This is a genomic window from Sessilibacter corallicola, from assembly GCF_021290925.1.
In the GTDB taxonomy this organism is placed as follows: Bacteria; Pseudomonadota; Gammaproteobacteria; order Pseudomonadales; family Cellvibrionaceae; genus Sessilibacter; species Sessilibacter corallicola.
Genome location: NZ_JAJSLX010000002.1, coordinates 357,821 through 371,388, shown reverse-complemented (window position 1 = coordinate 371,388; position 13,568 = coordinate 357,821). Strand labels below are relative to the sequence as shown.

Genomic DNA, 13,568 nt, shown 5'->3' with positions numbered 1-13,568 from the left:
TGAATGTGACCGACAACCCATTCATTAGAATAAATGCATGAACGTTTACCAGTAATCGTTATTAATTTGATGTCAGTAGACGTAATGGCAAAATAAATTTGAAACTATTGTTCATAATCACGAACAAAGAACGTAGAACTGTTGAAAATACTGAGTGAAGCTCTCGTTAAACCCGTGATTTTCAGGTATCTCTTTGATTTATACTAAAGTCGAATAGTAGAAAACATATATAATTTCGCCTTGAACGATCAACTCAATCGCTAACGCGACAGCCGAAGCCACGGCGCCCCTCAACAATATTCGACCTTTTACTTAATTTTAACCTAAGTAGTTATACGCAATTTCCATCGTCAAATCCCACCTCAGTTAAGTAGATTCCTAACCAACACCGCACTCCACCGAATAGATCGTATCGGTTAACTAATACACACTAACTACGCCGTAAAGGTGCTTTCTGCCCACGCGCTTCGTATTTTTGAATGACGAGAGGATAAAAATAACATGTTCAAACTTTCTAACGTAAAACGATGGCTTGTTGCCGGTGTTGCTAGCTTGGCGCTCGCAGCCACTGCACACGCTCAAGACAAGGTTTACAAACTTAAGCTTGCAGAAACCTGGCCAAGTAACTTCCCTGTTTTTGGGGATGCTCCGCGTAACATGGCTGCAATGGCCGAAAAAATGTCTGGTGGACGTTTACAAATCACCATTGATTCAAGAAACAAACACAAAGCACCATTAGGTGTATTCGACATGGTTCGCGCTGGCCAATACGACATGGGTCACTCTGCGTCTTACTACTGGAAAGGAAAAGTACCAGCGACATTATTCTTCACCACCATGCCATTTGGTATGACCGCACCAGAACAATACTCTTGGTTCTACTACGGTGGCGGTATGGACTTGATGCAAGAAGTGTATGGTAAATACAACTTGATGAGTTTCCCTGGTGGTAACACTGGCGTACAAATGGGCGGTTGGTTCCAAAAAGAAATTAAATCTGTTGAAGATTTAAAAGGCCTAAAAATGCGTATCCCAGGTTTTGCGGGTGAAGTTATTGCAGAGCTAGGTGCAAAACCAACTAACATTCCTCCTGGTGAGTTGTACACCGCATTAGAGCGTCGCACCATTGATGCACTTGAGTGGGTTGGCCCTTCTCTAGATTTACGTATGGGTTTCCACAAAATTGCACCTTACTACTACACCGGTTGGCACGAGCCAGCAACGGAATTGCAATTCTTAATCAACAAGCGTTCTTGGGACAAATTACCTGAAGATCTTCAAGAAATTCTACGTGTTTCAATGCGCGCCGCTGCTTACGAAATGTATATCCACTCTTACCACGAGTCTTCTGAAAACCTAGCAGTTATTAAAACTCAATACCCTAACGTTGAAATCAAAACTTTCCCAAGCGAAGTTATTGAAAGTATGCGTAAAGTGAATAATGACTTGTTAGAAAAGTACTCTGCTAACGATGAACTTGCTAAGAAGATTCTTGATTCACAAGCCACCTATTTAGAAAAAGTTCGTAAATGGACTGAAATTTCTGATAAGGCTTATTTAAACAGTATTGCTCAGTAGTTCAATCAATGCCGGGGCGCACGCCTCGGCCTTCTGCACTCTACCGATAAAATAATAACAATAATAAGAGCGTACACAATTTCAAAAGCAATAAAGCTCACTCTATAAATCTATAAATATAGAAAAACGCTTCTCGCGCTACAGGAGACGTTATGCTAGTTAAAGCCGAACAAATGCTGAACGGGTTCTCGGAACTGCTCGGTAAAATTTCGGCCATTTTATTTGTACTGATGCTGATCAACGTATTTGTCGACGTTGTTATGCGTTACGTTTTTAACGACGTTTCGATCGGCATGCAAGAAATGGAATGGCACCTATTTTCGTCAATGTTTATGTTAGGCGTACCTTACACCCTAACCGCTGGCGGACACGTGCGAGTTGATCTCGTTTACGAACGAATGTCTAACAAGATTCAATGTTGGATTGATATTTTTGGCGGACTCATTTTATTAATTCCGTTCTGCGCACTGGTAGGTTACTACGGTGTTGGCTTCGCAAGAGAAGCTTTCGAGCTTGGCGAAGGTTCTGGCGATCCAGGCGGCCTTCCCTACCGTTGGATTATTAAAGCAGTCATTCCGTTTGCTTTCTTTGCCACGGCAATTGCAGGTTTAGGACTGATCCTCGGCCGAATCAATGAATTAAGAAATAATAAGAACCACAATAATCCGCAGGTGACGCTATGATCGGTATTATTATGTTTGTTGTCGCCTTGCTGATGTTGCTATTCGGATTTCCGGTAGCCTTCACCTTCGGCGGTATTGCCCTTATTTTCGGAATTATTGCCGAAGGGCCAGAGATGTTTGCGTTTATGCCTTTCCGTGTGCAAAGCATTATGGAAAACGTGGTTTTAATGGCCGTACCACTGTTTATCTTTATGGGTATCGTGCTTCAAAAAACCAAATTGGCTGAACAATTACTTGAATCTATGGGTAAATTGTTTGGCGGTATTCGCGGCGGTTTGGCAATTTCTACGGTATTGGTTGGTGCTTTACTCGCAGCCTCAACCGGTGTTGTAGGTGCTTCTGTTGTGGCAATGGGATTAATTTCTCTGCCAGTTATGTTGAAGTATAAATACGACAAATCTCTTGCCTGCGGCACCATTTGCGCATCTGGTACTCTCGGTCAAATTATTCCACCGTCAATCATTTTGATTATTTTAGGTGATGTACTGGGTATTCCAGTAGGTGACTTATTCCAAGCAGCAATTGGCCCAGGTTTATTGCTGATCGGTGTTTATGTTGCTTATATTTTAATTTACACCTACATCAAGCCAGAAGCTGCACCGGCACTTCCCGTTGATGAAGATATCGAGCACAAACACGAACAATACGTTCGCGCATTAAAAGCGATTATTCCACCGCTTGCGTTAATTTTGATTGTATTGGGTTCGATTTTTGCCGGTATTGCAACACCGACTGAATCTTCTGCCTTGGGTGGTATTGGTGCCTTGGTTCTTGCGGCAGTTTACGGCCAATTCAGCTGGAAAATGGTGTACGAATCAGCACAAGAAACCGTAAAAATTTCGGCGATGGTTTTTGCTATTTTACTTGGCGCAACCGCTTTCTCGATGGCCTTTACCTACACCGGCGGTGATTACATTGTTGAAGAAGTGTTGACCAACTTACCTGGCGGTGCAACGGGCTTCCTTGTTCTATCAATGATTGCAATTTTGATTCTCGGCTTCTTCATCGATTTCGTTGAAATCAGCTTCATTATCGTGCCAATTTTGGCGCCAGTTGCCGATGCCTTAGGTATTGCACCACTGTGGTTTGCCATCTTAATTGCCATGAACTTACAAACGTCGTTCCTGACACCACCGTTTGGTTTTGCCCTATTCTATCTGAAAGGGGTCGCACCGCCTGAGATTAAAACGACACAGATTTATCGCGGAATTATTCCGTTTATCTTAATGCAAGTAGCAGTATTGGTTTCAATCATGGTATTCCCGGGCTTCTACGGATTGGTTTAAGAGTAAATACGAATAGACTGATAGATTTTCGTATTTGTTTTAGATCAAAGTCTTATTTACCAGAGACCAAAAAAAGATCAAAGTTACTTTATTGGATTATCGTTCGTTGGTTATTTATAGACCTTTTGGCCCCGCAGTTTCTGGGGCCTTTTTTATTTCTGTTCTAGAACTTCTGTTTTTCCAAAAATGAACTAAACCTTCGCTAACGAAACAACCCTCGTATTACAAAATCACGCCGAGTTACACACGCTCCTCAACACTTAATAACATAATTGCCTAAAAATAAGATTACTAATAACAAAGCATATAACCCGTAAAGCAGCAAAAAAACGCAGAGTTTTTCTTAGCAATAGCGACTGAGCAGCCGCCAATATTAACGGGTAAAATTCGTCTATATTGATCAATGAAAAGCGAATGAAAATAAGAAAAGACTGTTAAATATTGATCTAATAAGTTTGCTAGATAAAATTTTTTCTTCTCAATTATCCCAATACTATCTACTATTGGGGAAAAATTACCCCAAATTACAATAATTCAAATAAAAGCAAGCAACACGAGGTGGATTTCTAATGCCACTAAAAGCCAAAATACTGCTGGTATCGATCCTGCCGCTCATCCTACTTTCCATTGCGATCAGTTGGGTTTATCAACAACAAGCGAAAACGCTCTCGCAGCAACAAGCGGAAATTTTTGAAGAAACGTTAATTACCGACAAACATAAGTCGCTGGAAAATTACGTTACTCTCGCGATGAACTCCATCGACCCTATCTTAGAAGAGTTGGAGTTAGGGTTAGAAAAATCCATCGCCGAATACAAAATCAAAGATACATTGCGCGGTTTGGTCTATGACTCAGACGGTTATTTTTTCGTGTACGATCAAAATGGCGTTAACCTCGTTCACGCCACTCAGCCTGAGCTAGAAGGTCAAAACCTTATAGATTTTCAAGATGAAACCGGTCAGTACGTTATTCAAGAATTATTGCAAGTTGCCAATAATGGCGGCGGTTTTCACAGATACATTTGGAAAAAACCTACGGTAAAATCCGAACGCCATAAACTCAGTTACGTTGTCATTATTCCTGAATTGAACTGGATGATGGGAACCGGCCTTTACGTTGATAATATCGCCGCCGACGTAACCATTATGGAAGAAAAAGTTTCTGCTAATGTACGCAGCAGTTTTTTAGCCGCTACTTTTTTATTGTTAATTACACTCGCGCTGGTTGTGGTTATTGTTATTGTTGTCAACACGCACACCGCTCAGCTGGCCGATAAACGTTTACAAGAATTGGCTAATCGGTTTATTACCTTTCAAGTCATTCAACGCAGAGGTTTTTCCCGCGAACTTCACGACGGTATCAATCAATTATTAGTGTCGACTAAATTGTGGTTGAATATCGCCGAGAAAAAATGGGGCGAGCCCGATTCGGTTGAACACTTGGAAAAAGCCGAAAATCAATTGAATACCGCGATTCAAGAAGTCCGACGTATTTCAAAAAATTTGCGTCCTATTATGCTCGATGACTTAGGACTGGAATCTGCAATTCATGAATTACTCGACGAGTTAGAAGAACAGTCAGACGTGAATGTGAATCGCAAAATTCAATTGCCGAAACAGCGTTTACCCGACGCCGTAGAAATGACGGTGTATCGAGTGATTCAAGAAGCCATTACCAATATTCGCAAGCATGCTAAAGCAACCACACTGACGATTAGCATCAAAAGCTACACCAACAATTTACAATTAAAACTCTGTGATAACGGATGCGGGTTTTCGACAAAACGGCAAAACCAAGGTATTGGTATTATTAATATGCGCGAACGCGTTGAATTGCTCGGCGGAAAGTTCACCCTGGCGAGCAAAACCGACGGCGGTACCGTTTTAAAAGCCGTTTTTGAATTAAACCCCAAACCCGTCGCCGACGAATCCACATTATCTTCTGAAGTAATTAATATATGAATCAAGAAAGCGCTCGTGTTCCCATTCAAATTATTATCGCCGACGATCATCCTATGGTTCGCGACGGACTGAAAGTAAGTCTTGAAAGTGACAAGCACATTGAAGTTCTCGCCGACGTTAGCAACGGTTTGGAAGCTCTCCAAGAAACCGAGCGACTATCACCCGATGTTGTGTTGTTAGATATTTCCATGCCCGAAATGAACGGCCTTGAAGCCTGCCAAAAAATCCGGGAAAAATTTCCCAACGTCGGCTTGCTCATCGTTACCATGCACGATAACCGTGAATACATAACGCGAGTTATTCAGGCCGGTGCGTCTGGCTACGTTTTAAAAGACGCGCCCACCGAAGAAATTATTTTAGCGGTTCAAACAGTCAATCAAGGGGGCACTTATTTCAGCTCCAGTGTTGCTAAAACTCTTTTCAGCGAATTCACCGAAACTCCGACCAATGAAAATAGCAATAAAGCCGGTCTTTCTGCGCGCGAAACCGATGTTCTGACCCACTTAACCGAAGGCTTGGGCAATAAAGAGATTGCCCGAAAAATGGATATTTCCGTTCGCACCGTTGAGGCGCACCGACTTAAAATCAAGCAAAAGTTAGGCATTAATAATTCTGCGGGATTAATTCGCTACGCAATTGATAACGGCATTGGCGTTTACAAAAAATAGTCGTGTATCCCTAGAAAACAACCAGCGCATGGGTGTGGTAATTCCCCCAATTAATCATTGCCCATGTTGCGCTTCGGTTGGTTTATCAGCTTCAAAAATCTATTCATTCGATCACAACGCAGCTCCCTTCCCCCAGCAGTAACCGAGAACTTGCTACAATTGCTCGAACCTCAGTAAAACCAACGTAGACCAAACCCAATGATTCGGCATTTTCTTATCGCCCTCAGCTTAGTGATTCCTATGAGTTTTTCGATCAGTGCAGCATCGAATGAAGCCAGCCGTGATGACATCGTCGATTTAGACGGATACGCCTTTAAGTTATCGGTTAAAACCCAAGCATCAAAAGCCACTATTTGGGGTTTGTGGGAAGATGTAGACAACTGGAAGTCATTCGATGAGCGACTGATTTACTCGAACCTCGAACAGGGTTACGAATTCGAAAATGGCGCAGTCGGCTATTTAAAAGGCAAAGGCACGCCGTCTCGGACAAAGTTTGTCTTACAGAACATCGATACTGGTGTATCGTTTGAAGAGGTTTTGAAGCTGCCACTGGGGCAAACAGTGCTGCTGAAACGCTACTTTGAGCCATCGGAAACTGAGGAAACCATCTTTACCCATGAAGTGGTGTTTCAAGGCTCTATGGCGGGGCTTTTTACGCTGATTCTTGAGGGGCCTTTTAAGAAAGACATTGTTCTTGTTATGAACAAAATGAAATCTCTAGCGGAAGCTTCTGAGCCTTAAGCAATTCTTTTCCACAGCTTTCTTCCAACTAACGCTTTCCAACTAGTTTATCCAACTATCAATAAGTTTCTCTTTCAGACTCTAGGGTACTCGCTGCCCTTTCAATATGGCTGAATCTATTAGAAATAGATCAATATTGAGAGATCAGGTTTCATTATAGTAACTAATTGACAAACCAAAACCGCGAGAGTAAAACAATAGCGGGATTTGAAGTTTCATTTAATAAAAATAACGAACTGCTTATGATCCGCCAACTTATTCTGCCAAAAACTCTGCCCATCGAGACCTGCCAAGCGGTGCTCGACCACCTCCGTTTATACAACCTATTCACACATGAACAATAAACGGTTCAAGCGCTACACACACAAGCGCCAATGCTCATACACTGATGCAGAAATGGGCCCAACCATCACGTGCTTCTCAAGCATTGATCATGCTAAAAACGGTAAAAAACTCTCTGCTGTGATATTGGATTTATGCCAGTTGCCGCCCTAGCCAATTTTAAATTAACGTTAAGTTCAATGAGAGCATCTGCTCCAGGAACTCAAGTAAATAAAAAGAACGAGCAATACAGAGCCTTAAATAATTTCAGTTGACGAAAATCGAATTTTCGACAACTTAATACGGAAAACAGAACAATAAACCGAGAATAGTGGCTTCTCCCAAAATACAGTGACTATTCCCGAAATAATGAACGCTTCCAACGTGTTTGGAAACAGGAGTAATTTAATGAAAGTCCTAGGAAATTTTATTAACAACAGCGCTGTCGCCAGTGCCTCTGATCGAACCTTTCCGGTATTCAATCCAGCCACCGGCGAACAGCGCGCGCAAGTTACCTTATCAACCGTAGAAGAAACCAAAACCGCCATCGCCGCTGCTGAAGCTGCCTTCCCCGAATGGTCTAAAACTCCGGCGGTAATTCGCGCGCGTGTTCTTTTTAAATTTAAAGCGCTGGTAGAAGAAAACCGCGACAAACTGGCTGAATTAATTTCTCTTGAGCACGGCAAAGTGTTTTCCGACGCTCAGGGAGAAATCACTCGCGGTCTGGAAGTGGTTGAGTTCGCCTGTGGCATCCCACACGCCAACAAAGGCGAATATTCTCTCAATGTGGGCCGAGAAATCGATTCCCACACCCTCATGCAACCTCTCGGCGTGTGCGCCGGTATTTCACCGTTTAACTTTCCAGTGATGGTGCCCATGTGGATGTTCCCTGTTGCCATTGCTTGCGGTAATACCTTCGTCATGAAGCCATCAGAAAAAGATCCGAGTGCACCACTGTTCTTAGCCGAACTGCTCGCTGAATCTGGGTTACCCGAAGGCGTATTTAACGTTGTAAACGGCGACAAAGAATCTGTGGATACCCTGCTCACCGACGAACGCGTACAAGCCGTCAGTTTTGTGGGCTCAACCCCCATTGCCGAATACATCTATTCCACCGCGTCTGCCCACGGCAAGCGCTGCCAAGCGCTCGGTGGTGCCAAAAATCACATGGTCATCATGCCAGACGCTGAGCCCGAGCAAGTGGTTAAATCGCTGATTGGCTCCGCTTATGGATCCGCTGGCGAACGCTGCATGGCAATTTCCGTAGCTGTGTGTGTTGGCAATGACGTTGCCGATCATTTAATTGAAAGCCTAAAAACTGAAATTGCTCAAATGAAAATCGGACCAGGCACTGGCGTTAGTCCTGAACCCGACATGGGACCGGTGGTAACCAAGCAACATCAAGAAAAAGTACTTTCGTACATTAATTTAGGCATTGAAGAAGGCGCCGAATTAATTACCGATGGTCGCGGCGTCAAAGTTGCTGGATGTGATAATGGCTATTTTGTCGGCCCAACGTTATTCGACAAAGTCACCGCCGATATGCGCATTTACAACGAAGAAATTTTTGGCCCTGTGCTTTGTGTTGTCCGCGTCGATTCTTTTGATGAAGCTCTTAAGCTCGTCAACGATCACGAATTTGGCAATGGCACCTCTTTGTTTACACGTGACGGCGATACCGCTCGCCAATTCGAAGAAAACGTAAAAGTGGGTATGGTCGGTATTAATGTGCCGATTCCAGTGCCAATGGCGTTCCATTGTTTTGGCGGCTGGAAACGTTCTATTTTCGGCCCATTGCACATGCATGGCCCCGATGGCATTCGCTTCTTCACTCGCATGAAAACCATCACCAAACGTTGGCCAACCGGTATTCGCGCTGGCGCTGACTTTTCGATGCCAACTATGAAATAATTACTGGATATCAGGCCGAGGTTTATTTCTTATTAACTGCGAACTTAATAGGTAGTTTTTAATAAGAATAAACCTCCGTTTGAATATAGGAGCATCATTAATCAACAATAAAATAAAACAATACGGACGACGTTGTTAATCCATGCCACAAACTCCCCGCGAAAAAGGCTCATCCATTATTCGAGTACTCGAAATGCTCGAAACAATCGCACTTGCGGAACGCCCCATGTCAGCAACCGACGTTGCGTTTGAATTAGAAATTCCCAAAGCATCAGCTCATCGCCTGGTGCAAACCTTAGAAAATGAAGGTTATATTCAAACCAACATGCGCGGTAATTTAGTAGCGGCAAAACGACTCAACAACATCGCTTTAGGCATTCTGCAATCTTCTAATTTAAAAGATCAGCGTCGAGCAATTTTAGAAAACCTCACCTTAGAAATTGATGAAACCTGCGGAATCTCCCTGCCAGATGGCACAGAAATGATTTATTACGATCGAGTACAGGCCAACTGGCCGCTGCAAGTGTATTTGCCCATTGGCAGTCGAGTGCCGATCAGCTGTACATCCGGCGGCAAGCTTTATATGAGCCAAATGCCCGTTCCCAAATTAAAACGTTTAATTGACAATATTCCACTGACCAAGCGCGCACGAAATACAATTATCGATAAACAACAGTTATTCGACGAAATCATGCACATTCGTGATTCAGGCATTGGTCTTGATAACGAAGAATTTATCGATGGCATGGTCGCCTGTTCAGTGGCAATTAACGTACACGGAAAATTTCACGCCGCACTTTTTTGCCACGCACCCGTAATCAGAAAATCCATGGACGATCTTTTATTGTACGCACCACATTTATTGAGAGCCGCAGGAAAAATAACCGCGATACTTGAGGAGCAAGAAAGTGGGTGTATTGAGTAAGTTATTTCTAAACTTAATTATGATTCTTACATAGCAGGAAAATCATAGTTTATAAACTTTTAAGGTATATAGCTGAAATGAGAACATGAAAACCTCTCTAAAAAACATCGTATTTTTTATACAATATTTTCTTGATTAATGTCCCAACCGTATATTCTGCTACAAATTTACATGATGAAATTGGCACTTAAGTTTATTAAGCAGTCATTAAATAGTAAAAAATCGATTAACACTCAACTTTTTATTAATAATTAACAGAACCTCTACTTCATACAACTGTATACAATATGTTAAATTTCTGCCTTCACAAAATTTAGTTTATTACACATGGAGGTGTCGAAAATGACAAGTATTAGCAAGGCAAATTTAGTTAATCTCAGCTTTTTAAATTATAGCGTGGGTAAGAACGGAAAAAATCTCCCCCTTGATGTCCTCACAATACAAAGATTAATCAACGGCTGCAGCAAAATGTATCCAGGTAAAAAATTGCTTACTGCAGATGGATTCTATGGAGAAAAAACTTATATACAAATTAAAGCATTTCAAAAAGAGGTTATGAAAATATCCTCTCCAGACGGATTAGTCTCTGTAGGCAAAAACACACATAAAAGCCTTCAAGCACACCTTTCTTCAAACTATAAAATTGAACATATAACACTCGCTTATATAAACCAAAAGAATAAAATAGACATCAGCTTATTTATAAATCTGTACTACAAACAATTTCCTAGAGAACGCAACAAACAGTATCTAAAGCGATTATTAACGAGCTTAATGAACGATACTGCCATAACTGATATTCGATGGGTTGCGTATATGCTAGCAACAGTAAAAAGAGAATGTGGTGCTACTTGGCAACCTATAAAAGAATGGGGACTCGGGAAAAGACACTTGTATGGTAAAGAAATAGACGTGACTGACCCAGCCACTAAAATTAGTAAAAAGAATATTTACTATGGTAGGGGATATGTTCAGTTAACGTGGGATTATAATTATAAAAAACTAGGGAATGAACTTGGAGTTGGAAACAATCTCTACATAAACCCCGATAAGGTATTAGATCATGACGTAGCGTACAAAATAATGTCCGTAGGGATGAGAAAAGGATTATTTGCTAAAGCCAGCCTACCTCAATTCATCTCAGGCAAAAAAGCTGATTACATAGGAGCACGATGGATCATTAACGGACAAGACCACGCGACTGAGATTGCAAATGATGCAATAATGTTCGAATCACTATTATTTGCCTCATTATCTAAATACATATATCGCACTATCAACCAAGGTAAGTATAACAGCTATGCTTAGAATAAAGATATTCCTTGTCCTACTTACAGCATTGACAATTTATTCATGTTCAGTAAACAGTTTAGAAACTGATAACTCTAAACCAGAAAACTTACATAAATTCAAAGATTTACCAGACAAGTGGATTAATCTAAATTCAAGTGATTGGAGAAAGGAACTTAATATTGCAAATGATTGTGACAACCTAAGTAACGAAAGTGAACTTCGATTAAAAGAAAAAATATCGATTGACAAGAATCATTTTCTACTCACCCTTACCTGCAAATTAGGCTCCTATCAGGATGCATACTATGTGTATCTGATTGATTCAGAAAAAAAACAAATAAGAAATGTTACTTTTGAAATACCACAATACCAAAACACGTGGGATTTTCACTCTAAGCAGCTGATCTGGGGATCGATTAACAAACAAAGCAACGATACTCAACTGGAAATCATCAACTTATCTTCAGCCACAGGGATGTGCGGATATCACGGATATTATGCAATTTCAAGCATTTTGGCTTCAAACCTTGTAAAGCTACACCAAGCTAAGGGAGATCACGATTGTTACAACGGCGTAACGGTTGAATCATGGCCAATCATCAAAAACTGAAAATTTTCAACAAACTCATTAAATATTAAAGTTAAGTCTACACTCTTTGTAAGCCTCTGAGATTCTTTATAAATCTCAGAGGCGAATATTACTCTTTCAGTAATAAACTAAAAATCAATTCGTAGACCGGCGGTAACATCGTCACCTCGCCCACGCAAAATTGCAGCTTCTTCATCGTAATCAACATACTCTAGAAATAATTGGCCACGCTTACCAAATTTTCGAGTAATACCAACCGCTATTTGATTACCATCGATCACACCATTATCTAAATTATAAATTCTTGCTTGAGCTTCAATTCCGGCTTTTGCAAATTGATAAGAATAATAACCGCCAATAGTGGTGAATTCTGTATCGTCGACGATGTCTTCATCTTGGTAACGAATCACGGCTTTGTGAACGCCTTTTTTATATTGCACGGTTGCAGCGAAGGTTTCTGCGTCAGGGCGTTCGGCGCCATTGATTCGAATATCGTCGGCACGATCAAAATAAGATACACCAACTTGCCAAGGTCCATTGTTGTATTTTGCCGCTAAGTTGTAGCTATCAACACCCGATGACTCAGAGTCATTACCGTCGATTTCAGCCAGTGCGGCTACGCTAAACCCGCCCAGTTTTGGGGAAAAATAAGCCACAGAATTGGCTTCACGGATGGACGAGTTTTCGGAGGCATTCCATCGAATATTGTAATGTCTTGGGTTATGCAATGTGATGTCTATGGGTAATATGGTCCACAAATAATGTGGTGAAAATTGCTTTCCGATTCTGAATTCACCAACATCCTGATGTTTCATACCAATGTAAGTAACACGTCGATGAAAGTCGTTATCTTCACTGAGTATCTCCCCGGAGTCAGCCAGAACTCGTCCTTCAAGGCGGTACACGCCCTGCCAACCATCGGTTAAATTAACATAACCTCGCAGGCCGATACGGGAAATGCCGTCTGCAATATCGGTTTGACGATCAATGCCATTTGCCTCTTCAGACGGGGTTGAATTTTCATCGGTAATTAAGACTCGAATGCTGCCGTAAAATTGTGCTTTTCCCCAGGAGTCTTCAATGGCAATTTCGGCACTGGCAAAACTAGCCGCAAACAACAACGAAGAGAATACGATTGGCAATTTGTGATTCATGAGATCTCACCTTAATCAATTATTATTAGAATGGTTTTAATCGTCTTAAAATTTACGAAGAAATTTATTCACGGCACAAACTGTCTCAAAAGGCTTAAGCTGTTAGACATTTGATTTAACAGCTTAAATTTGTAAGTACTAATTCTTGGTAAGCTTGCACTGTGACGATCGGTCACAACAATGCATAGGCTATGCCCAGGAATACAAAGAGGTGACATAAATTATTGATTAGCAAGAATTTCCGAACAATCAACCGTACTTTTTTCGAATCTTTAAAAGTACTATCGAAAATTTTTTTGATACCGTCAAATCGACAACTTTACCTTGTCATATTTCAACACGGCGATTAACAATGACTTAACTTGATTTAAAAACTGCAGAAGCGTCTCAAAAGAGGAGAAAAAAAGAAGACAAAATAAGAAAATAAATTCTTACTCAAGATGAAAAAGCGAATAAAT

At 41.3% G+C, this 13,568-nt stretch carries 11 protein-coding genes; 10 read left to right on the top strand and 1 reads right to left on the bottom strand.

The window, feature by feature from the left end:
* Window positions 1–501 precede the first annotated feature (501 nt).
* From LU361_RS08930 to LU361_RS08885, 10 genes are all read left to right on the top strand, one after another.
* Window positions 502–1,578 carry a TRAP transporter substrate-binding protein gene (locus LU361_RS08930; protein WP_233088506.1) on the top strand — a complete coding sequence of 359 codons (1,077 nt, stop codon included), beginning with the start codon at window positions 502–504 and terminating at the stop codon, window positions 1,576–1,578.
* A gap of 152 nt (window positions 1,579–1,730) precedes the next feature.
* Window positions 1,731–2,261 carry a TRAP transporter small permease subunit gene (locus tag LU361_RS08925; RefSeq protein WP_233088505.1) on the top strand — a complete coding sequence of 177 codons (531 nt, stop codon included), beginning with the start codon at window positions 1,731–1,733 and terminating at the stop codon, window positions 2,259–2,261.
* Window positions 2,258–3,547: a TRAP transporter large permease gene (locus LU361_RS08920; protein WP_233088504.1), complete on the top strand. Its 1,290-nt coding sequence runs from the start codon at window positions 2,258–2,260 to the stop codon at window positions 3,545–3,547. Before LU361_RS08925 ends, LU361_RS08920 begins: the two co-directional genes overlap by 4 nt.
* Window positions 3,548–4,116: 569 nt before the next feature.
* Complete coding sequence (locus LU361_RS08915) at window positions 4,117–5,508, top strand: cache domain-containing protein (RefSeq protein WP_233088503.1); 1,392 nt, start codon at window positions 4,117–4,119, stop codon at window positions 5,506–5,508.
* Window positions 5,505–6,176, top strand: a complete 672-nt coding sequence (locus LU361_RS08910) for a response regulator transcription factor (RefSeq protein WP_233088502.1) — start codon at window positions 5,505–5,507, stop codon at window positions 6,174–6,176. Before LU361_RS08915 ends, LU361_RS08910 begins: the two co-directional genes overlap by 4 nt.
* A gap of 240 nt (window positions 6,177–6,416) precedes the next feature.
* Window positions 6,417–6,917: an SRPBCC family protein gene (locus LU361_RS08905; protein ID WP_233088501.1), complete on the top strand. Its 501-nt coding sequence runs from the start codon at window positions 6,417–6,419 to the stop codon at window positions 6,915–6,917.
* 729 nt (window positions 6,918–7,646) lie between these two features.
* Entirely contained in the window at window positions 7,647–9,149 is a 1,503-nt protein-coding gene (locus tag LU361_RS08900) for a CoA-acylating methylmalonate-semialdehyde dehydrogenase (protein WP_233088500.1), read from the top strand.
* A 142-nt stretch (window positions 9,150–9,291) separates the two neighbouring features.
* Window positions 9,292–10,074: an IclR family transcriptional regulator gene (locus LU361_RS08895; protein WP_233088499.1), complete on the top strand. Its 783-nt coding sequence runs from the start codon at window positions 9,292–9,294 to the stop codon at window positions 10,072–10,074.
* A gap of 342 nt (window positions 10,075–10,416) precedes the next feature.
* Window positions 10,417–11,382, top strand: a complete 966-nt coding sequence (locus tag LU361_RS08890) for a glycoside hydrolase family 19 protein (RefSeq protein WP_233088498.1) — start codon at window positions 10,417–10,419, stop codon at window positions 11,380–11,382.
* Window positions 11,375–11,977: a hypothetical protein gene (locus LU361_RS08885; RefSeq protein WP_233088497.1), complete on the top strand. Its 603-nt coding sequence runs from the start codon at window positions 11,375–11,377 to the stop codon at window positions 11,975–11,977. Before LU361_RS08890 ends, LU361_RS08885 begins: the two co-directional genes overlap by 8 nt.
* Window positions 11,978–12,084: 107 nt before the next feature.
* Here LU361_RS08885 and LU361_RS08880 read toward each other — a convergent pair whose 3' ends face one another.
* Window positions 12,085–13,110, bottom strand: a complete 1,026-nt coding sequence (locus tag LU361_RS08880) for a porin (protein ID WP_233088496.1) — start codon at window positions 13,108–13,110, stop codon at window positions 12,085–12,087.
* Between the last annotated feature and the right edge of the window lie 458 nt (window positions 13,111–13,568).